Here is a 21,862-nt window from a genome sequence, read left to right on the forward strand (position 1 = left end):
TTATGCAGTTACTTTAGCAACAACACCAGCACCAACTGTACGACCACCTTCACGGATCGCAAAACGTAGACCTGGGTCCATTGCGATTGGGTGGATTAATTCTACTGACATTTCTACGTTGTCACCAGGCATAACCATTTCAACGCCATCTTGAAGAGCGATAGCGCCAGTTACGTCAGTTGTACGGAAGTAGAACTGTGGACGGTAACCGTTAAGGAATGGAGTATGACGACCACCTTCTTCTTTAGAAAGTACGTATACTTCTGCATCGAATTTAGTATGCGGTTTGATCGCACCTGGTTTAGTCAATACTTGACCACGTTGAACGTCTTCACGCTTAGTACCACGTAGAAGTACACCACAGTTCTCGCCAGCACGACCTTCGTCAAGCAATTTACGGAACATTTCAACACCAGTAACTGTAGTTACTTGTGTATCACGGATACCAACGATTTCAACTGATTCGCCTACTTTAACGATACCAGACTCAACACGGCCAGTTACTACTGTACCACGACCTGAGATAGAGAATACGTCTTCGATTGGCATAAGGAATGCTTTATCGATAGCACGCTCTGGCTCTGGAATGTAAGAGTCAAGCGCTTCAACAAGAGCAACTACAGCTGGCTCGCCGTACTGACCTTGGTCACCGTTAAGTGCAAGAAGAGCAGAACCACGGATAACTGGAGTATCATCACCTGGGAAATCATAAGTAGAAAGAAGCTCACGAACTTCCATTTCTACTAATTCAAGAAGCTCTTCGTCATCAACAAGGTCGCATTTGTTTAAGAATACAACGATGTAAGGTACACCTACCTGACGAGAAAGAAGGATGTGTTCACGAGTTTGTGGCATTGGACCATCAGTCGCAGCACATACAAGGATCGCACCATCCATCTGAGCAGCACCAGTAATCATGTTTTTAACATAATCGGCGTGACCTGGGCAGTCTACGTGTGCGTAGTGACGAATAACTGAGTCATACTCAACGTGTGAAGTATTAATTGTAATACCACGTGCTTTTTCTTCAGGTGCAGAGTCAATTGCAGCGTAGTCTTTCGCTTCGCCACCGAATTGTTTAGCACAAACAGTTGCAATCGCAGCTGTTAAAGTTGTTTTACCATGGTCGACGTGACCAATTGTGCCCACGTTAACGTGTGGCTTATTACGTTCAAACTTAGCCTTAGCCATGAGATCTTCCTTTTTAAATAACTCATGAGGGTTAGCTCATGAGCATTTGGTTGTAACTATGAATTAGTTTGGTGCTTATAGTAATCTAAAGATTACTCGTCGTCACCTTTTTTACCGCCAGACTGGAATTTAGAAATGATGCCTTCAGCCACGTTACGTGGAGTTTCAGCATATTTAGCAAATTCCATAGAGTAAGTCGCACGACCTTGAGACATAGAACGCATATGAGTTGCGTAACCAAACATCTCAGCCAATGGAACTTCAGCACGAATTGCTTTAGTACCACCAGGTAAATCGTCCATACCTTGAACCATACCACGACGACGGTTTAAGTCACCCATGATATCGCCCATGTAGTCTTCTGGAGTTTCTACTTCAACTTTCATGATAGGCTCAAGCAAGATTGGATCTGCTTTCATGAAACCATCACGGAATGCGTAAGAACCCGCCATTTTGAACGATAATTCGTCAGAATCGACATCATGGTAAGAACCGTCGAACAATGTAGCTTTGATGCCCACTACTGGATAACCAGCAAGTACACCATTCTTCATACGTTCTTGGATACCTTTGTCAACCGCGCCGAAGAATTCTTTAGGTACAACACCACCTACAACTTCTTCAACGAATTGGTAGTCTTTGTCAGAATCTTCTGGCATTGGCTCAAGACGTACGTATACGTGACCGAATTTACCTTTACCACCAGTTTGACGTACGAACTTACCTTCTTGCTCAACAGATTTTTTAATCGTTTCGCGGTAAGAAACCATTGGTTTACCAATGTTCGCTTCAACACCAAATTCACGCTTCATACGGTCAACAATGATGTCAAGGTGAAGTTCACCCATACCAGCAATAATTGTTTGACCTGATTCTTCATCAGTACGTACGCGGAATGATGGATCTTCTTTTGCCAAACGACCTAAAGCAACTGACATTTTTTCTTGGTCAGCTTTAGTTTTAGGTTCAACTGCAAGTGCAATTACTGGCTCAGGGAATTCCATACGCTCAAGTGTGATCACATTGTTTTCGTCACAAAGTGTATCACCAGTAGTCGTATCTTTAAGACCTACACACGCCGCGATGTCGCCCGCACGAATTTCTTCGATATCTTTACGGTCATTCGCATGCATCTGTACGATACGGCCAACACGCTCACGCTTCATTTTAACTGGGTTATAACACGGGCTACCCGCTTTAAGAACACCAGAGTAAACACGTACGAACGTTAAGTTACCAACGAATTTATCGTTCATGATTTTGAATGCTAACGCAGCAAATGGTGCTTCGTCAGACGCTTCACGTGAACCTTCAGTTTCGTCTTTGTCATCAAGGATACCCTTGATCGCTTCAACGTCAGTCGGCGCAGGTAAGAATTCAATTACAGCATCCAACATACGTTGAACACCTTTGTTTTTGAACGCAGAACCACAAAGCATTGGTTGAATTTCATTCAACAATGTACGTGAACGGATACCAAAAACGATTTCTTCTTTAGTCAACTCGCCTTCTTCAAGGTACTTGTCCATGAGCTCTTCTGATGCTTCCGCAGCAGCTTCGATCATGTTAGTACGCCATTCGTTAGCCAATTCAACTAAGTCAGCAGGGATTTCGCCATATTCGAACTGCATACCTTGAGACGCTTCGTCCCAAATGATTGCTTTCATTTCGATTAGGTCAACAACACCTTGGAAGTTTTCTTCAGCACCGATTGGAACAACGATTGGCACAGGGTTACCGCCAAGACGTGTTTTAACTTGCTCTACAGCACGGAAGAAGTTAGCGCCAGTACGGTCCATTTTGTTAACGAACGCAATACGTGGAACTTTATATTTATTTGCTTGACGCCATACAGTTTCAGACTGAGGTTGAACACCACCTACAGCACAGTAAACCATGCACGCACCGTCAAGAACACGCATAGAACGTTCAACTTCGATTGTGAAGTCTACGTGTCCCGGTGTGTCAATAACGTTAATACGGTGTTGCTCAAACTGGTTACCCATACCTTTCCAGAAGCATGTTACAGCTGCTGAGGTAATAGTAATACCACGTTCTTGCTCTTGCTCCATCCAGTCAGTCGTAGCTGAACCTTCATGAGTCTCACCTAGCTTGTGGCTCTCACCTGTGTAGAACAAAATACGTTCTGAAGTGGTCGTTTTACCAGCATCGATGTGAGCAGAAATACCAATGTTACGGTAACGAGAAATTGGGGTTTGACGAGCCATGATTTCTTGCATTCCTAAATTTGTTGTTTAAAACAGGACGCTTTAAGCTGCGAAACAGCTTAAAGCGCTTTGACGACAGTTCAGTGAAACTGATCTATCTTCATCCTGATTAAGGTCTCTTAACCTATTAGAAACGGTAGTGAGAGAATGCTTTGTTGGCTTCAGCCATACGATGCACGTCTTCACGTTTCTTAATCGCTGAACCCTTACCTTCAGCTGCATCAAGCAACTCACCAGCAAGACGTAAAGCCATAGTTTTTTCAGAACGCTTAGCAGCAGCATCTACTAACCAACGCATAGCTAGAGCAGTACGACGGGATGGGCGCACTTCCATAGGTACCTGGTATGTAGCACCACCAACACGGCGTGCTTTAACTTCGACCATTGGGCGAACTTTTTCAAGAGTAGTCTCGAAGAAGTCAACTGGGTCTACTTTGTTTTTTTCTTGAACGCGATCTAAAGCACCGTAAACGATACTTTCAGCAATAGATTTTTTACCATCTTGCATTACGTGGTTCATGAATTTAGCGATTGTTTGGCTGCCGAACTTAGGATCCGGAAGGATTTCACGGGCAGCGACTACGCGACGTCTTGGCATTTTAATACACCTAATAAAATTGACACTTCAGGTTTATCCAGCATCAGTGCAAAGTGTCATGCACCATTCGCTGGCCTTACTACACGTCGCTTGAATTTCACAAAATTAAATGCAGAAATCAGACAAGCGAGACGATAAAGGATTGCGGTATTACGTTCTTAAGAGCAATTTTTAAAAAATTAATTCTTAAAAATTATTTCTTAGGACGTTTAGTACCGTATTTAGAACGTGACTGGTTACGATCTTTAACGCCAGCACAATCTAATGAACCACGAACGGTATGGTAACGTACACCTGGTAAGTCTTTAACACGACCACCACGGATAAGAACAACACTGTGCTCTTGTAGGTTATGGCCTTCACCACCGATGTAGCTAGAAACTTCAAAACCAGAAGTTAAGCGAACACGGCAAACTTTACGCATTGCTGAGTTAGGTTTTTTAGGTGTAGTTGTGTAAACACGTGTACAAACACCACGACGTTGTGGACAAGCCTTCAACGCAGGAACTTTTGACTTTTCAATCAAAGTTGTACGACCCTTACGGATCAACTGATTTGTTGTTGCCATTTGGCAATTCTCCCGTTAATTAAAAGCCCCAAAAAATACTACTTTTTGAGGGCATGCAATTGTATGCCAAGATGTAAAATTGGTCAACATTCAGCGACCCGACATTGAACTATCTCATATCAATTTTTCAGATATAAAATCTGTACATGACCTACTTTTACATCTAAGCCAATAACAACTTTAATTTTTAGGGCTTGCTTTTGGTGTTGTCGCTTTCGTTACGCGCTTTTTTACTGCTGTTTTTGTTTGCGTTTCTACTTTCTCAGGCTTTACAGACTTAGGCTCAGTTTCTGTTATTACTTCGCCTTTACTTGAACTCTCAACAGGATATTCTTGATCATCCTCATCCAATGCCTGAATGAGTTCATCCCCACCCTTATCTGCCAGAGACTTTTGTGTCGTATGTTCTTCGACTGGTTCAACATATTCATCTACAAGTTTTTGCAAGCCAACTTCAACTGGCTCAGCTTTAACAGTAGGCTCTTCACCTTTAAGTTTAATCTCAACTTTCTTAATCACTTCATTTTCAACAGGTGTTGTTGATTGATCAGTTTTTTGGATTTGATTATGTTCTGATTCAGCTGATAATAAAGGTGTTGCTTGGATGGTTAAGGCAACAGATTTTTCATACGCTGTGAGTAAATCTATTTTTTCATCTGGATGTTGAATTAAATAATGTTGAGCCCCTGAAAATATTTGTTGAGCTTTCAAATTCGCATCATCAATGAGTTTCCAGCTATATACAGCTCCAATACCAGCCCCTGCAAGCGGTGTTAATTTTGCCAAAATTGAAACTTGCGGCACTTTATTTAACCATGACCATTTCAATGTGCCATCTCTGTTGCTCAACCAATTTTTCAAAGCATTAAAATCATTACTTGAACCCAACATTTTTTGGAGTTGTTGTGTATCTTGAGTTTCCAATAAGTTCGAGAATGCTCTTAACGCAACAAGTAATGTTTGCTTTTCAGCAATTGATCCAAAATCGACTTCTCTAAATACATATTCCACCACCTGCTGTTCACTTTTATGATCCAACTCAAAACCGTGTGCACGACCTGATTGGTAAATCATTTTCAAGGTTAAAGCCAGCGATAAAGGAATATCAATTGCAGAGCCAATCACACCTGAAGCACCAGAAACAGCACCAACAACTGCTGCGATGGTCTTATTCTGGTTTGCGAGTGCTGCACCAATACGATTTGCGCGATCTGGATTTTCAGCCAACTCAGACAAGTTTTTAGCGCCCACTTCTTTGAGTACATGATCTACCGAGCTTTGCTCAGAAACAAATCCATTTAACTTATCAAAGAAGAAATCAGAAATTTTGTTATTAATATCTGGAGAAATGAATGAAGCAACATTATTCACTTTATTAAAATGACGACCTAACAACTGCTGCGTCACTTTCGGAACATGTGAGCGGAATAGCGCTTGTGGATTTTCATAGCTCTTTTTATCTGACATATTCTTCTCACTTTTAGTTTGATGTGTATGTGTTAATTCAGTGGGTGCAACCGCTGTTTCGGTATTTATATCTAGAATAGATGAAGCTGATGGCGCTTTGTCGAGTTTTGAAACAGAACCAGGAGCAACATGGTTGAGCAAGTCCAAGCCTGTTGTACTGAGCTTTTTAGCCACTCCAAAGGCTTGAGAAATCAATCCTGCTGGTTTGTTCTTATTAGAATTTGCCATTTATCAGCCACCTTGAGTCATATTCTCTTTGGTCTAAAATACTATGTGGAGTCGTGATTTAACTCAACTTTAAAGTGTTTCAATTGGTTGTCGCTTAGTGAACATTTATGCCACCCCCTATTTTCAAGCAACGACATAGATTTGCCATAAGCTTTTAAAACACTTTCTGCTATTATTACGCTAATTTTTGACAAAAGTAATGTCATTCATTATTGCTTAAATCAGAACTCTCATCTTAAGCAATCACAGTCATTACTCCAATCATCACCATAATAGGGAACTTTAAATGAAACGTGTTGTAATCACGGGTATGGGCATTAACTCATGCATCGGTAATACATTAGAAGATGTGACTCATTCTTTAAAAAATGGCATTTCAGGGACACGTTTTAACCCTACTTATGAAGAATTAAATTTCAAAAGTCATGTCAGCGCTGCTGCTGAACAAAACTTCGATGGAATTGATCGTAAATTAAAACGTTTCATGGGCGTGTGTGCAATGTATGCATACAACTCAGCTGTTGCTGCTGTTGAGCATGCAGGTCTTACAGCTGAACAATTGGCTGGTAATCCACGTTACGGTATCGCTGGTGGTTCAGGTGGTGGTTCTACTGCTTCTGTGATTGAAATGAATGAACTATTGCAAACGAAAGGCGCACGTAAAGTCGGTCCTTTCTTCGTTCCACGTAATATGTCAAATACGATTACTGCAAACGTAGGCGTAGCATTCAAACTACAAGGTGTTGCTCACTCTATTACAAGTGCATGTGCTACTTCTGCTGATGCCATCGGTTATGCATACAACCTGATCCAATTGGGCAAACAAGATTTAATGCTTGCTGGTGGTGGTGAAGAAGATCATTGGTCTCAAAGCTTATTGTTTGATGCAATGGGTGCTTTATGTTCTAAATACAATGATGCGCCTGAAACTGCATCTCGCCCTTACTCTGCTGACCGTGATGGTTTTGTGATTGCTGGCGGTGGTGGTTTCGTTGTACTTGAATCACTTGAACATGCTCAAGCGCGTGGTGCAAACATTCTGGCTGAAGTGGTTGGCTATGCTGCAAACTCTGATGGCGCTGATATGGTTGCTCCATCTGGCGAAGGTGCAACACGTTGTATCCTCATGGCATTAGAAGAAGCAAAACAGCATGGCGTGGATCAAGTGGATTATGTCAATACACATGGTACTTCTACTCCAGCGGGTGACGTGACAGAACTTCAAGCAATGGGTCGCGCTTTTGGTGAAGGCAATGTTCCTCCACTGAGCTCGACAAAATCAATGACAGGTCATAGCTTGGGTGCTGCAGGTGTTCAAGAAGCGATTTACTCTGTATTAATGATGCAAAATGACTTCATTGCACCAAACATCAACGTGACTGAACTTGATGAAGGCACAAAAGGTTATGACATCGTACTTGAAAAACGTGATGCAAAATTGAATACTGTGATGAGTAACAGTTTCGGTTTTGGCGGTGTAAATGCTTGTCTCGTTTTCAAAAAATGGGAAAGCTAATTTAAAACTGGTTGATCTCTAAATAGAGAGATCAACCTTTCCACACCGCCCATCATAGGGTGAATAGATGGACGCTCCTTCAGATGCTTTCCTTTGGGTGAAAGCATTACATATAATTGCTGTGGTATGTTGGTTCGCAGCCTTGTTCTATCTTCCACGACTTTATGTCTACCATGCTATGAGTGATGATGCGATTAGCCATGAACGCTTCCAAGTCATGGAGCGTAAGCTATATCGTGGCATTATGTGGCCAGCAATGATTGCCACCCTCATCACAGCACACTTCTTAGTGGATTGGGGTGATGCAACGCAACATTACCATGAAGCATTGTGGTTTTATCTGAAAGTAGGCTTAGTGGGTTTATTGGTGATCTATCATTTGGTCTGCGGTTATTACCGTAAAAAACTTATGACTGATGCACATTATAAATCGCATAAATTTTGGCGTTATTTCAATGAAATGCCAACCCTACTTCTATTCGCTGTAGTCATTTTAGTGGTGGTTAAACCTACCTTCTAAAATCAAAAAATCCCCGATATTTCGGGGATTTTTTATGTTTGTATTTTATTTTTTACCTAGCTTTTTCATCCGTGGGATATAGAGTATTCGATAAGTTATCGCTAAGAGAATCAGCCATAAGGGACTAATCATTAACGCTTTCAAAGTATCGGGTTCTAAGCTCAAAATTACCAAAGCAAATAACAAGAATGCTAAAACCACATAAGACATCCCTACGCCACCCGGCATTTTAAAGTTAGATTTTGCATGTAATTCAGGACGTAGTTTACGATAGCGGATATAACACACCATAATAATTGCCCAAATACTAATAAACAAAATCACACAGAGCGAACTTGCTAAAGTAAAGGCTTCCATTGTGTTTGGTACGAAATACTGAAATGCAGCACCGACCATAATAAATGCACAAGAGAAAAATAGCCCTTTAGCAGGTACAGCACGACTCGATAATTCAGCCAAAGCCTGAGGTGCTTGACCACTCCGCGCCAAACCAAACAGCATACGGCTGGTTGAGAATACTCCACTGTTCATGGATGACATCACTGAAGATAAAACCACTAAATTCATAATCAATGCTGCACCGCCAATCCCTGCAAATAGGAAGAGGCTAACAAATGGACTTTTATCTGCTGGAATTAAGTTCCAAGGGGTCACTGACATAATCATCACCAGTGACAATACATAGAAAATAATAATACGCGTTGGAATTGCATTCACAGCTTTTGGTAAATTTTTCTCAGGGTCTTTGGTCTCCGCAGCCATCGTACCGAGTAATTCAACACCAACAAAAGCGAACATTGCAATCTGGAAGCCTGCTAAGAAGCCCATCCCACCTTTAGGGAACATACCGCCATGCGACCAAATATTACTGAAACTCGCCACTGATCCATTCGGTGCTTGGAAACCAGTGAACACCATGAATATACCAATACAAATCAGCCCAACAATGGCTAAAATTTTAATCAGCGCAAACCAAAACTCAATTTCTCCAAATAGTTTTACAGTGACTAAATTGATCGCCAAGATAAACAGGACACACCCTGCACTGATGGCGGCTTGTCCCATCGGGGTAAACATCTGATCAGGTGGTAACCAAAAACTTAAGTAGTTGATAATGGCTGCTAAATCTGCAATACCCACCAAGACCCAACCGAGCCAATATGACCAACCAATGTAATAACCCGCCCCCGGCCCAATCAAATCATGAGCCATATCGATAAAGGATTTGTAATGCAGATTGGAGAGTAAAATCTCACCCAAAGCACGCATGAGGAAAAAGAACATCGCACCAATAATCATATAAATAATGATGATGGATGGTCCTGCAAGTGAAATGGTTTTGCCAGAACCCATGAATAGCCCTGTCCCAATCGCACCACCAATTGCAATCAATTGTAGGTGACGATTAGATAGCTTCCGTTGTAACTCATTGGGAGATGAATGTTCATCTAGATTATTTGTTGTTGTCATTTTTAAACTTCCTTATAAAAGCGTTTAAACCACACAGCTCGTGAATACAGCATTCCTCTGCTTATCTTTACCAAGCTGTGTTTCAATTCACGCCTTAATGATAAAGCGTTGCCCTAAATCTTGATGAACCCATAAATTTTCAAAGGACTAAATTCGAACATCAAACTAGAGTTAGAAAACTGATTTAGCCTCAAAAATTATTGTGCCGCGACCACTGCAATTTCAATTAACCACTTTGGATTAACCAAATCTGCTTGAATGGTTGCACGCGACGGCGGTACTGAACCCTTCATCCACTCGACCCAAAGTGCGTTCACTTTTGGAAAATCATCCAAATGTTTAACAAACAATTGAGCAGACAAGAGTCTTGATTTATCCGTACCCGCCTGAGCCAATAAAGCATCAATGGTTGCCAAGACGTCTTTGGTTTGAGCTTCAATATCATCTTCAGTAGTTTTTGGTACTTGCCCAGATAGATAAACCACTTGGTTGAAAATCGTGATTGCACTCATTACTTCAGTGCTGTTGATTTTTTGAATATCATGTTGAGACATTTGAATTTCCTTATTTAAAAATTTGAAGCTTGATTACAATCTATTCATTAGGTATTAAATTTTAGTTTTCTATTTCAAACTGAACACGGGCGGTGACAGCACACATCAACTCATAACCTACCGTGCCTGAACCTGCTGCAACCTCATCAATCGGTAAAGTTACACCTTGTGAAGACATGCCCCACAACACCACCTCGCTACCAATTTGAGTCTGTGTTAAATCCGTTAAGTCGACAGCCAGCATATCCATACTTATCCGCCCGAGAATTTGAGTCCTTTGTGAATCCACCAATACTGGCGTTCCTGTTTCAGTAATTCGTTGATACCCATCTGCATAACCACACGCCACTATGCCAATGACCATATCTTTAGATGCAGTAAAACGTGAACCATAACCTACTGTCTGTTGTGTTTTTATATGCTGAATGGCAATAATTTCACTACGTAAAGACATGGTTGGTTTGAGATTCCAGCCGTGGATACTATGTGTTGGATAGTCAGGTGAGCTGCCATATAGCATGATTCCACTACGAACCACGTCTGAGTGTAATTGTTTTGAATGCCTCAGAATTGCAGCACTGTTACTCACAGAACATGCACCTGCTAAACCCTGAATAGTCGTATTAAAAAGTGCGATTTGATATTCCACACCTGACTGCCCTAAACGCTCACCATCTGCATCTGAAAAATGGGTCATATGCGTGATAGATTCGATACATTCAAGTACTTTCAGCTTCTGCCAAACATCTTGATACTCATCGGATTGAAAGCCTAATCGGTTCATACCGCTGTTCATTTTCAGGAAAATATCAAACTTGATCGAATCGGCATGAAGTTTAGAAAACTGTTCTAACCAAGCAACTTGGTAGGTGCTATGTACTGTAAAACTCAAGTTAAATTCAGCACAGTCATTTAAATCATCTGCGCTAAAAATACCTTCAAGCAGTAAAATTTTGCCTTGCCAACCCAATGCTCGAATTCGTTTCGCCTCAGCAATATCCAATAATGCAAAACCATCAGCTGACTTAAACGCATCATAGACCCGCTCTATACCATGGCCATAAGCATTGGCTTTGACCACAGCAAAAACTTCACTATTCGGCGCATACTGCCTTGCGATGGCTAAGTTATGTTGTAATGATGCGCTGTGAATCACCGCTTTAATTGGGCGTGACATGCTATTCATTCCTTGAATATATTTAGGCTCAAAATTATTGTTTTACTCTATAAAAACCAAAAAACTCATGCAGCCTTAAGCTGCATGAGGATAACGTTGGATAGATAGACCTTCGGTACTAATATCGGTGTCATGGTTCATGACTAAGTCACTAATCAGCTTTCCTGAACCACATGCCATGGTCCAACCTAATGTGCCGTGACCTGTATTCAAGAACAGATTTTTAAAGCGAGTTGCACCAATGATCGGTGTACTGTCTGGTGTCATTGGACGCAAGCCTGTCCAAAAAGACGCATTCGCCATATCACCACCTGGGAACAAATCTTGAGTGACCATTTGCAAAGTTGCACGGCGATCTTCGTTTAAACCATGATTGAATCCACTTAACTCCGCCATTCCACCAACACGGATACGCTGATCAAAACGTGTGATTGCAATTTTGTAGGTTTCATCAAGTACCGTAGATTGCGGTGCAAAATTTGCATCCACAATCGGAATAGTCAGTGAATAACCTTTGACTGGATACACAGGTAAATTTAATTCCAAAGGTTTTAGGAAGTCGCGTGAATAACTACCAAAGGCAAGAACATATCGATCTGCTGTAAGTACTTCACCATTAACCACAGCACCTTTGATTTCATCACCTTCAACCACTAACCGTTCTACGTTTTGGTTGAATTTGAAATCAACACCCATCCCTTTTGCTAAATTCGCTAAGGCATTGGTAAATAGGTAGCAATCACCTGTTTCATCATTGGGTAAATGTAAACCGCCAACCAATTTGTCTTTGGCATGCTCAAGCGCAGGCTCAATTCGAGCTAAATCATTTTGGTTTAGTAGTTCATAGCTCACGCCACATTCTTTAAGCACTTCAATATCACGTTGCACCGCTTCTAATTGAGCGTCTTTGCGGAAAACTTGTAATGTCCCTTTCGAACGGTTTTCGTAGCTAATACCTGTTTCTTTACGTAATTCACGTAAACAATCACGGCTATATTCAGCAACGCGCGTCATACGCTCTTTATTAATCGCATAACTTTGTGGATTACAGTTCTTCAGCATTTGCGCCATCCACTGTAATTGCCACATGCTACCATCCACATTGATGGCTAAGGGTGCATGATGCTGAAACATCCATTTGACGGCTTTAAATGGAATGCCTGGTGCAGCCCACGGCGTAGAATATCCTGGAGAGATTTGTCCTGCGTTACCAAAGCTGGTTTCTTCGGCTGGACCCGATTGACGGTCTAAAACTGTAACGGTTGCTCCTTGCTGCGCTAGGTAATACGCACTTGCAACACCGATGACACCACTACCTAAAACAATTACGCGCATTTCAAATCCCTCGTGCACCATTTAGTTTATTTCACTAGTATATTTTCGCTTCGATAGTTTTTTTGACTGATTTGAGCGTTATAATCTAGGTAATGGAATGGATTTATCCTGAATAATTTAAAAAATAAGGAAATAATGGATGCGTAAATTAGACCGTACAGACCGGATGATTTTAGAAATTCTACAAAAGGACGGTCGAATTGCGATCAGCGAACTTGCATCTAAGGTCAATCTTTCGACCACACCTTGTTCGGAACGTGTGAAACGATTAGAGCGTGATGGAGTCATCATGGGCTACTATGCCCGACTCAGCCCTGAACTTTTAGAACGTAATCTTTTGGTTTTTTTAGAAATCAAACTTTCAGCAAAATCTGGCGATGTATTTGATCAAGTTGCTCGTGATTTGGTTGAAATACCTGAAGTAATGGAATGCCATTTGATCTCAGGCGAGTTTGATTATTTGGTGAAAGCCCGTTTAAAAGAAATGAGTGCTTATCGAAAATTACTCGGTGACTTATTAAAGAAACTTCCGTCTTCAGCATCTTCACACAGTTATATCGTCATGGAAGAAGTCAAAGAAACGCTTTATATCACTCTAGATTAAAAGTCTTTTTAAAAACCTTATACATTTTTTATTATTCGAAGAATTAACAACACAATCATAGCATTGACATCGATTCTATTTCACTTTTGAATAGCGCAAATTTTTAAATATTGAAATAAAGAGATCTCAGACTCATGCTGAATAAATTACTCTCAAGCATTGGTATCCAAGGCGTACAAGTTGATACCATTTTACATACTCAGCAATTACAGGCAGGTCAAAACCTTTCAGGTGAAATTCATTTTAAAGGTTCAAATAGTGATAAATCGATTAAGGGTATCTACCTACAACTTATGACCAGTGCAGAAGTTGAATCTGGTGATAGCGAATTTAACCAGTCACTTTGTATTGTTCAATGGCATATCAGTGGTGCATTTGAACTCAAAGCCAATCAGGTACACCAATTTCCTATTCACCTACAACTTCCTTTCGAAACACCAATCACAGACGTTCAATGTCGTCGTAATAGCACACGTGTTTGGTTGCATACGCATTTAGATATTGATTGGGGTATAGATGCAACTGATAAAGATTTTCTCAATATCCTACCGACAGCTTGCATGCAAAACTTTTTAGTCGCAATGCAACAATGTGGTTTTAACTTAGCCACGGTAGATGTTGAAAAAGGTCAACTTCGTGGCAATGGTTTTCAGTCTACGATTGGTTGTTATCAAGAGTTGGAATTTAAACCCAATGCGATGTTTAGCGGCATCAATGAAGTCGAAGTATCCTTTGTGGCAGAAGCACATCAGACACACGTATTACTGGAAGTCGATCGTACCTTCCGTGGCGACGGTTTTAAAAGCATGACTATTCCACATCATTTGGCATCTGTGCAAAATATTGTCCATGAAATTAAAAGAACGTTATCGCTCTAATTTATCCTAATATCTCCTTTTAAAATAAAGAGTGTTTTAAATATCACATCTTTAAAATAAAAAATGCCCAATATATTGGGCATTTTAAAAGCCATAAGATCAAACGCTCTAAGGACTTAAGCGATAAAATTCAATAAATCTGAAAATTGAGTGATACGTGCTTTAGGCTGACATTCCGTTAACTCCTGATCTGAACCATAGCCATATTCAACAGCGATGGTTTCAACACCATTGCGTCTCGCACCCAAGACATCATGCTCACGATCACCGACCATTAAACACTCTTCAGGTTGCAACTGTTCTTTTTCTAAAATATAAGCGATCAAATCACCTTTATTGGTGCGATCACCATTCAGCTCACTTCCATAAGGATAGTCAAAATATTGAATTAAATTAAAATGTTCTAAAATTTGTTTCGCATAGACTTCAGGTTTTGCTGTGGCTAAAAATAACTTATAACCACGTTGTCTAAGTTCTGCCAAAGTCGCAGCAACATCTTCAAATAAATGATTTTCAAACAAACCTGTTACGGCAAAACGCTCACGATATCCAAGAAGCGCTTGTTCAGCTAAAATATCATTCACATCGACATTGAGTAGTTTTGCCAAAGAGGCTTTGAGTGGAGGTCCAATAATCCAATCTATATTTTCATTATCAGGAATCGGATGACCTACTTTATTTAAACCATAACGTGCTGAGGTGGTAATCCCCACTTTTGGGTCGGTAAGTGTTCCATCTAAATCAATTAATAAGTTCTTAATCACAGCCTGTCCTATCTACCCATCAAATACACAACAATTACAAAATATAGCTATCGAGACTTGGCTCAATTTTGCCTATACTAACGCAAATTTTATGATTTAAGGACTTTGGTGTGCGCCCAACAGTATTATGCTTTTCAGGACTTGATCCATCGGGTGGTGCTGGCTTACAGGCAGATATCGAAGCCATTGGACAAAGTGGTGCGCATGCTGCGATTGCATGTACTGCTTTAACAGTTCAAAACTCACAACAAGTTTTTGGATTTGAAGCGACATCAAAAGAATTACTATTAGCCCAAGCCAATGCTGTCGTCGGTGATTTGCCAATTAAAGCAGTAAAATCTGGCATGCTTGGGACAACCGATAATATTGCAGCACTTGCAGAGTTTTTAAGACAGCATCCTGATTACCTATACGTACTCGACCCTGTATTGGTCGCGAACAGTGGTGGCTCTTTGGGAAATCAAGAAACTTTAGTGAAAGCCTTTGTTGAACTGATTCCACTTGCAAACTTAGTGACGCCAAATACGGTTGAACTACGTGCCTTAACTGGCGAACAAGACTTAGAGCGTGCAACACAGAAATTATTTGAAATGGGTGCTAAAGCGGTACTGGTTAAAGGTGGTCATGAGGATACACCTGAATATATCCGTAATGCTTTATATGAAAATGCTGAACTCATTTCAGAAACCAAGTATCCTCGCTTAGAAGGTGAATATCACGGTTCAGGTTGTTCTTTGGCGAGTTTTATTGCAGGACGGTTAGCACAAGGCGATGCATTAGAAACTGCGGTTCATTATGCTGAAACATGGTTATTTGGCGTATTAAAGAAAGCTGAAATTCCAGTGGAAGGTGGTCAACGAATTCCGAAGCGTTTTTAAATCTTTTTAGACAATACCCTCTCCTTTAAGGAGAGGGTTAATGACTCGTTTGACGTAATTTTATTTAGCAACATGACTTAAATTTATAATCCTTTACTCATAAAAAACTCTAACAATATATAGAGACAATAATGAAAAAAATTCTGATTACCTTATTCATAGCTCTATCAAGCAATGCTTGGAGTTACGACAATCCGCAAATTAAAAGTAAATGTTTTGTACCAGAAAAACCAAATCAAATACATTCATGCATTATTTCATCTGGAGGCGGAGCAGGAGGAATGTACACTTCATTTCAGATTGGAAAACAAAACTACCATGTAAAAGAGTCAACCATGTGTGAAAACGAAGATAGATGTAAATTATCATTCGGATCAGATGTGACAAACATGCTAGATGCAAAAATTTATTATAGAAGTTTGAAAACGAATAAAGTGATGAATCAACCAAAGAAAAACAACTGGGTCTGTTATAAACAATTAAATGGAAACCTACATGCCTGCTACCTGTTATAAATAGTCATTCGCATAAAAAGCCCATCACGGTTGATAGGCTCTTACTCAAATTTTCTATTAAAGCGATTACTTCACAAAATTATTCACAATCAAATCTTTAACATCATCTACACGTCCAGCAAGAATTGCTTTCATGGCATAAATTGACGTTGATTTTACCTGCTCAAAACTGGTTTCAGGTGGCATCACCAATTCCACAGGATTGGTATAAATATCAATCAGTGCAGGTCCGTCATGGGCAAGGAACTTTTGAATGGCTTCTTCCAAACCCTCTCCTGTTTTTTGAGTCATGCCAAAGATACCCATCGACTCAGCAACTTTACCAAAATCAGGATTAAGCAGGTGCGTATAGTTATCCAATAGACCATCAATTTTTTGTTCCAATTCAACAAAATTCAAAGAATGATTATTGATCACCACAATCTTAATCGGTAGTTTTTCTTGAACAATGGTGAGCAAATCGCCCAATAACATCGCCAAACCACCATCGCCACACAATGCAATCACTTGACGATCTGGAAATGCTTTTTTGATCCCCAATGCTTGTGGCATTGAGTTTGCCATCGTGCCATGCAACAAGCTACACAAGGTACGGCGCTTTCCATTGGTATCAATATGACGAAGCATCCATAATTTTGAAGACCCTGCATCACCTGTAAAGAAAGCATCATCATCAGCATATTTATTGATTAACGCTGCCACATATTGAGGGTGGATTAAACCATCTTTTCCGATACGTTCTTCTTTACGACGAACTTCATCCGCGACTTTTTTCAGTTTTAAACATTCATCTAAGAATGAAGCGTCTTGCTTTTCATTGACCAAAGGCAACAAGGCTTTTAAGGTCGGTGCAATATGCCCAACCGCACCAACTTCGACAGGATAACGGCGTCCTAGATGCGTAGCATCGACATCAATTTGAATAATTTTGGCATGTTTAGGATAAAATTGAGGCCAAGCAAAATCAGTCCCCAACAGCAATAACACTTCACTGTGCGTAATCCCATGAATTGCAGATTTATTGCCATACATACCATTCATACCCAAATTATAAGGGTTGTTATGTTCAATAAAATCTTTGGCACGAGAGGTATGCACAACGGGTGCTTTAAGTTTTTTAGCCAGTTCCACAACCTGATCATGTGCATCTTGGCTTCCCACACCTGCATAAATGGTTACTTTCTGATTACAATTAATCAGCTCTTTAATTTCATTCAATTCTTGCTGTGAAGGGATCATTTCAGGTTTTGGATGATGTACTTTGAATGGTAATCCTGCATCGACATACTGCTCACTGATATTGGTCGGCATGATCACCACAGCAACACCACGTTGATTAATCGCAGCCTGACATGCCAAGGTCATGATATGACGCACTTGGCTCGCAGCTTTAATCTCTTCACAATAAACTGAACAACTCTGATAAATCGGCTTAAAATCGACGTACTGTGGAAAATCAAGATAGCCTGCTTGTTCTGTAGAAAGCTGACTCGCAATCAGCACCACTGGCGCTCTATTTCGATGTGACTCATATAGTCCATTAATAAAATGTAGACTTCCCGGGCCACAAGAACCCGCACACACTGTCAAATTTCCGCTCATCAGCGAATCTGCACCTGCTGCAAACGCACCGACTTCTTCATGGCGAACATGTACCCACTCTATCGAACTTTTAGACAATGAGTCTGTAAAATGATTCAGGGTATCACCCACAATGCCGTAACAGTGTTGAACACCTGCTTGTTCAAGCACTTCGATCATAATGTCTGAAACTTTTTGTGTTGCCATGTCTTATCCTTATCATTGCTATGAATTATTAAAGGTTTCGGATCAATTCCGCTTTATTAGAAATAATGAAAAATGAAACGATTAAATTATGTTATTTAAGAGCACTCTTAAGTTAGACGTTTTGTTCATCTTTAGTAAGATCATTTTTGAGCCAAATTGAACTAAAAATAGGAAACTGATTCATACAATTTGTTGATATAAGAAATCTGTATTAAGAGTGTGTAGGTTATGACTGGGAGTATTCAATACTCAAAAAAGTATCGCTCACCTCTTATCAAAAAATCGTAATTCTAAAAATCCTTTTAAAAAGGAAAAATCTCTTCAAACGGGGATTCTCAAAATAACCTGAGCTCGTGATGAAAAATTCTTTTGGATTTTATTAAATTTCAAAATGAGGACTACATTATTTCAATCTTAAAAGAACTCTTTATTATTCTTCAGATATTCCACATGCTCGCGATTGGTTTTCCATGATTTGTCTAAAACCTCTTTTTCGATCCTACGTTGGATCCGTTTAAGTTTTATCTCTGAAATCACAGGCTCTTTGAAAGTCTCAACGTAATATGTCCATTTTGCGCCCTTAAATACATTTGTTGGCATCTCTGTCTTAAATTCACAATCAGGCATAAAGACAACCAATGCGTGTAAATATTCAGGCTCAACGATATCAGCTAAAATCTGTTCTAAAACCTTTTGATGTTTATAGTTTTGATGCAATGGATTCTGGAACTTATAAGAATTTTTATAGATTTTTTGCGTCCATGTTTTCTGGCGTTCAGTGCCAAAAATCCAACCTTTATAATTTTTCGTTTCGATAATAAAGATGCCAAAAGGACTCAACAGAATATGATCAATTTGAGTCGTGCCACCCTGACCATCTGGTAGGGTGCAATCATTCAGTAAAATATAATGCTCTTTGAGATAAAGTTTGACGTGCGTCTTCACTGCAAACTCGCCAAACTTTCCTTTTAAAATGGGCTTAAATGCCTTAATTGCCGCAACGATTAAAAACAATGGAATCATCCACCAAAGTTGAGAGAACAGTGGTCCTAATGCAGCAGAGATATCAATCATATTTTAAAGCTAATAATATTTATATAAACAATAACATAGAATCCAATATGATTATTTTTCAATCTTTAATAAAATCTCTTTATTTTCTAAACCACCTGCAAAGCCCACCAATTTTCCATTTGCCCCCACCACACGATGACATGGCGCAATAATCGAAATCGGATTTTTACCATTAGCTGCACCAACAGCTCGAACAGCTTTCACATTCCCAATCTGCTCCGCAATTTGTTTATAGCTACGCGTTTCACCAAAGGGAATCGTCAACAAAGCTTGCCAAACTTTCTTTTGAAAGTCCGTTCCTTGGAAATCTAAAGCCAAATCAAAAACTGTGCGCTGATGGTTAAAATATTCTGTGAGCTGCTGCTGAGTGTTTAAAAGAACAGGATGGTTCTGATCTTCAATTAACGTTGCGACTCTAACGCGATTCGGACTTTCATTTTCCCAAAGCACAGCAACCAATGCCTGATCATGAGCAACCAATTTAAGTCTACCTACAGGTGTTTCTATTTCTTTAAAATACAGTTGCATGACAACTCCTAGATCAGACCATCTATCCGAATGTTATGAGGATAACTTCATTAAAACCAAACCTGAAATAATAAGAACAGCTGCCAACATACGCATTGCACTCGCAGGTTCACCTAAGATGAAAATACCCACTGTAAATGAACCGATCGCACCAATGCCCGTCCACACCGTATAAGCAGTTCCCAACGGTAGCGTTTTCATGGCATAGGACAACAAACCAAAGCTCATGATCATAAACAAAATCGTTAAAATGCTTGGTACGAGTTGAGTGAAACCATTTGAGACCTTCATAAAATAAGCCCAAACGACTTCAAATAAACCCGCAATAATTAATAACACCCAAGCCAACATTCATCTCCCAAAAACAAAAAGTCCAAGCCCCCTCTTTGTGGAAGCTTGAACATGAATCATTACAAAAATTAATTTATGATGATGAAAGTTTCATCAATACTAAGCCAGAAATAATCAGCACCGCAGCTAGCATGCGCATCGCTGTTGCAGGCTCACCTAATATGAAAATACCGACAAGGAAAGAACCGATCGCACCAATGCCTGTCCAAATAGTATAAGCAGTGCCAAGCGGTAAAGTTTTCATGGCATAAGCCAATAAACCGAAACTTAAAATCATGAAGAATAAGGTAATAAGACTAGGCGTTAGTTTCGTGAAACCTTCTGATAGTTTCATCGAATATGCCCATACAATTTCAAAAAGACCTGCAAAAATGAGAACAACCCAAGCCATGATGACTTCTCCACTTATCTTGTTTAAATGAAGTCAGGCCGTCCTGACGTTTTTTCTTGAAAATAAAATCTGTAATTGAAACAAATTTTTATATTTTCAAGGGAGGTCGTTCCCCCTCTGTATGGATTAAATCATATCAAATCAAAATATCAATTTCTAATTGGATTACATTTTTTGACCAAAATGATGCTTTCAATGATATGAGTCATACTGATTCAAATCATTTTAAAATTTGATTTCAATACCGATGTCCGCAGACCAGTCTTTACTCGAGTTTTCCGCATTTTGATTCAACGTTTTCGCTTTACCCTTATTGTAGTCATAAGCAATATCAATAAACGGGACAATATGATTGGTCAGCGCGTAACGCCCTTCCATGCCGATTTGTAATTGATTCAAACCTGTTTGTTCTGCATAGTAAGAGCTATCTTTTAAAATAAAATCAGCCTCTATATAGGGTTTTAAAGTAACTTGGTTGTTTAGTTTAAAATTTCGTTGCAGATCTAAACTGACCATACTGTAATCATCAAAATTTGAGTATAGATAGTGTTCCACTTTGATTTTAGATTTTGATGTTAGCTCCAAACCAATGACTGCATTCGTTCGCTGGTTGTGAATATCATAATTGCCATCAAACTCATATATCGTACCCATTTTGACATAAGCATCCTGAGACAACTGAGCGCTTGCCAAAGCATCTAACTGATATTCAACTTTCTTCGACTCTTCTTTTTCTAATTCAAAATTAAGTTCAAATCCAAGTCGATCTTTTGTTACTTTCGTTTCGACTTCAGATTCCCAAGTACCACGACCTTTTTTATCAATAAGCCAAACACTTTTGCTTTTCACTGAAAATGCTGTTGGTTTCATTTCAGAACCCAAAGTACTCTCTCTCACATCAGTCCTCACATCAGCACTTTCATCTTCATCCAAATGAAATTGCACAGGTTTAGATAATGAATCAGCAGCGAATACGGATTGATTGAGTCCAACTAAACTGAGTAATACTGAACTAAGTAACAAAGTTCGAAAAATCCGTCTTTTTGAACCGACATCATTGATGAAAAATAATAAGAAATACTGCAATCGTTTTTTAATCAAAACATAACCTAATTGAAATCTTTTTTTTAAATATGGAAAGAGGTGAAAATCCACCTAAAAGCCTTATTCATTCAAATCATCTCTATTCAATATTTGTATTCAACAGTTCTATTAAAGACTGAATGATTAAATAAGGCT

Annotated in this window: 22 protein-coding genes; 6 read left to right on the forward strand and 16 right to left on the reverse strand. The window is 39.6% G+C overall.

The annotated features are described in order from the left end of the window. The 5 genes from tuf to AC5YDM_RS13740 all read right to left on the reverse strand — a co-directional run bounded on the left by tuf (position 1) and on the right by AC5YDM_RS13740 (position 6,280). The gene (gene tuf, locus AC5YDM_RS13720; RefSeq protein ID WP_496151238.1) at positions 1-1,191 is read right to left on the reverse strand and encodes an elongation factor Tu; all 1,191 of its coding nucleotides are present in this window, start codon (positions 1,189-1,191) and stop codon (positions 1-3) included. Between the two features lie 92 nt (positions 1,192-1,283). Next, positions 1,284-3,419: an elongation factor G gene (fusA, locus tag AC5YDM_RS13725; protein WP_496152639.1), complete on the reverse strand. Its 2,136-nt coding sequence runs from the start codon at positions 3,417-3,419 to the stop codon at positions 1,284-1,286. A gap of 127 nt (positions 3,420-3,546) precedes the next feature. Then, entirely contained in the window at positions 3,547-4,017 is a 471-nt protein-coding gene (gene rpsG / locus AC5YDM_RS13730; protein ID WP_196423482.1) for a 30S ribosomal protein S7, read from the reverse strand. Positions 4,018-4,210: 193 nt separating this feature from the next. Then, positions 4,211-4,585: a 30S ribosomal protein S12 gene (gene rpsL, locus AC5YDM_RS13735; RefSeq protein ID WP_004648013.1), complete on the reverse strand. Its 375-nt coding sequence runs from the start codon at positions 4,583-4,585 to the stop codon at positions 4,211-4,213. Between the two features lie 180 nt (positions 4,586-4,765). Then, positions 4,766-6,280 (reverse strand): EcsC family protein, encoded by a 1,515-nt coding sequence (locus AC5YDM_RS13740; RefSeq protein ID WP_496152640.1) that lies wholly within the window; start codon positions 6,278-6,280, stop codon positions 4,766-4,768. Between the two features lie 286 nt (positions 6,281-6,566). On the opposite strand from AC5YDM_RS13740, the gene AC5YDM_RS13745 reads away from it, so the two are divergent. Continuing rightward, positions 6,567-7,796: a beta-ketoacyl synthase N-terminal-like domain-containing protein gene (locus AC5YDM_RS13745; RefSeq protein WP_496152641.1), complete on the forward strand. Its 1,230-nt coding sequence runs from the start codon at positions 6,567-6,569 to the stop codon at positions 7,794-7,796. Positions 7,797-7,863: 67 nt separating this feature from the next. Further along, positions 7,864-8,316: a protoporphyrinogen oxidase HemJ gene (gene hemJ / locus AC5YDM_RS13750; RefSeq protein WP_496152642.1), complete on the forward strand. Its 453-nt coding sequence runs from the start codon at positions 7,864-7,866 to the stop codon at positions 8,314-8,316. A 45-nt stretch (positions 8,317-8,361) separates the two neighbouring features. Here hemJ and AC5YDM_RS13755 read toward each other — a convergent pair whose 3' ends face one another. The 4 genes from AC5YDM_RS13755 to AC5YDM_RS13770 all read right to left on the reverse strand — a co-directional run bounded on the left by AC5YDM_RS13755 (position 8,362) and on the right by AC5YDM_RS13770 (position 12,852). Beyond that, positions 8,362-9,786, reverse strand: coding sequence for an amino acid permease (locus AC5YDM_RS13755; RefSeq protein ID WP_496152643.1), 1,425 nt, complete (start codon positions 9,784-9,786; stop codon positions 8,362-8,364). Between the two features lie 197 nt (positions 9,787-9,983). Continuing rightward, positions 9,984-10,340, reverse strand: a complete 357-nt coding sequence (locus tag AC5YDM_RS13760; protein WP_496152644.1) for a RidA family protein — start codon at positions 10,338-10,340, stop codon at positions 9,984-9,986. A 61-nt stretch (positions 10,341-10,401) separates the two neighbouring features. Beyond that, entirely contained in the window at positions 10,402-11,517 is a 1,116-nt protein-coding gene (gene alr, locus AC5YDM_RS13765; RefSeq protein ID WP_496152645.1) for an alanine racemase, read from the reverse strand. A 75-nt stretch (positions 11,518-11,592) separates the two neighbouring features. Then, positions 11,593-12,852 carry a D-amino acid dehydrogenase gene (locus AC5YDM_RS13770; RefSeq protein WP_496152646.1) on the reverse strand — a complete coding sequence of 420 codons (1,260 nt, stop codon included), beginning with the start codon at positions 12,850-12,852 and terminating at the stop codon, positions 11,593-11,595. A gap of 139 nt (positions 12,853-12,991) precedes the next feature. Here AC5YDM_RS13770 and AC5YDM_RS13775 point away from each other — a divergent pair, with 139 nt between their 5' ends. Next, positions 12,992-13,456 carry an Lrp/AsnC ligand binding domain-containing protein gene (locus AC5YDM_RS13775; RefSeq protein WP_496152647.1) on the forward strand — a complete coding sequence of 155 codons (465 nt, stop codon included), beginning with the start codon at positions 12,992-12,994 and terminating at the stop codon, positions 13,454-13,456. A 134-nt stretch (positions 13,457-13,590) separates the two neighbouring features. Then, positions 13,591-14,334, forward strand: a complete 744-nt coding sequence (locus tag AC5YDM_RS13780; protein ID WP_496152648.1) for a sporulation protein — start codon at positions 13,591-13,593, stop codon at positions 14,332-14,334. A 116-nt stretch (positions 14,335-14,450) separates the two neighbouring features. Here the strand turns inward: AC5YDM_RS13780 and AC5YDM_RS13785 are convergent, their stop codons facing one another. After that, entirely contained in the window at positions 14,451-15,098 is a 648-nt protein-coding gene (locus AC5YDM_RS13785) for an HAD-IA family hydrolase (protein WP_496152649.1), read from the reverse strand. Between the two features lie 110 nt (positions 15,099-15,208). Here AC5YDM_RS13785 and AC5YDM_RS13790 point away from each other — a divergent pair, with 110 nt between their 5' ends. Beyond that, entirely contained in the window at positions 15,209-15,976 is a 768-nt protein-coding gene (locus tag AC5YDM_RS13790; RefSeq protein ID WP_496152650.1) for a hydroxymethylpyrimidine/phosphomethylpyrimidine kinase, read from the forward strand. A gap of 131 nt (positions 15,977-16,107) precedes the next feature. Continuing rightward, positions 16,108-16,491, forward strand: a complete 384-nt coding sequence (locus AC5YDM_RS13795) for a hypothetical protein (protein WP_496152651.1) — start codon at positions 16,108-16,110, stop codon at positions 16,489-16,491. 66 nt (positions 16,492-16,557) lie between these two features. On the opposite strand, the gene AC5YDM_RS13800 is transcribed toward AC5YDM_RS13795, so the two are convergent. The 6 genes from AC5YDM_RS13800 to AC5YDM_RS13825 form a co-directional block, all read right to left on the reverse strand. Beyond that, complete coding sequence (locus AC5YDM_RS13800; protein WP_496152652.1) at positions 16,558-18,279, reverse strand: thiamine pyrophosphate-dependent enzyme; 1,722 nt, start codon at positions 18,277-18,279, stop codon at positions 16,558-16,560. A gap of 414 nt (positions 18,280-18,693) precedes the next feature. Continuing rightward, positions 18,694-19,353: a nuclease-related domain-containing protein gene (locus AC5YDM_RS13805; protein ID WP_496152653.1), complete on the reverse strand. Its 660-nt coding sequence runs from the start codon at positions 19,351-19,353 to the stop codon at positions 18,694-18,696. Between the two features lie 51 nt (positions 19,354-19,404). Further along, complete coding sequence (locus AC5YDM_RS13810) at positions 19,405-19,881, reverse strand: methylated-DNA--[protein]-cysteine S-methyltransferase (protein ID WP_496152654.1); 477 nt, start codon at positions 19,879-19,881, stop codon at positions 19,405-19,407. 33 nt (positions 19,882-19,914) lie between these two features. Next, positions 19,915-20,229, reverse strand: coding sequence for a DMT family transporter (locus tag AC5YDM_RS13815; RefSeq protein ID WP_496152691.1), 315 nt, complete (start codon positions 20,227-20,229; stop codon positions 19,915-19,917). A 76-nt stretch (positions 20,230-20,305) separates the two neighbouring features. Beyond that, positions 20,306-20,623 (reverse strand): quaternary ammonium compound efflux SMR transporter SugE, encoded by a 318-nt coding sequence (gene sugE / locus AC5YDM_RS13820; RefSeq protein WP_496152655.1) that lies wholly within the window; start codon positions 20,621-20,623, stop codon positions 20,306-20,308. A gap of 225 nt (positions 20,624-20,848) precedes the next feature. Beyond that, positions 20,849-21,724 carry a copper resistance protein B gene (locus tag AC5YDM_RS13825; protein WP_496152656.1) on the reverse strand — a complete coding sequence of 292 codons (876 nt, stop codon included), beginning with the start codon at positions 21,722-21,724 and terminating at the stop codon, positions 20,849-20,851. Positions 21,725-21,862 lie beyond the last annotated feature (138 nt).

Source organism: Acinetobacter sp. CY81, assembly GCF_059515925.1.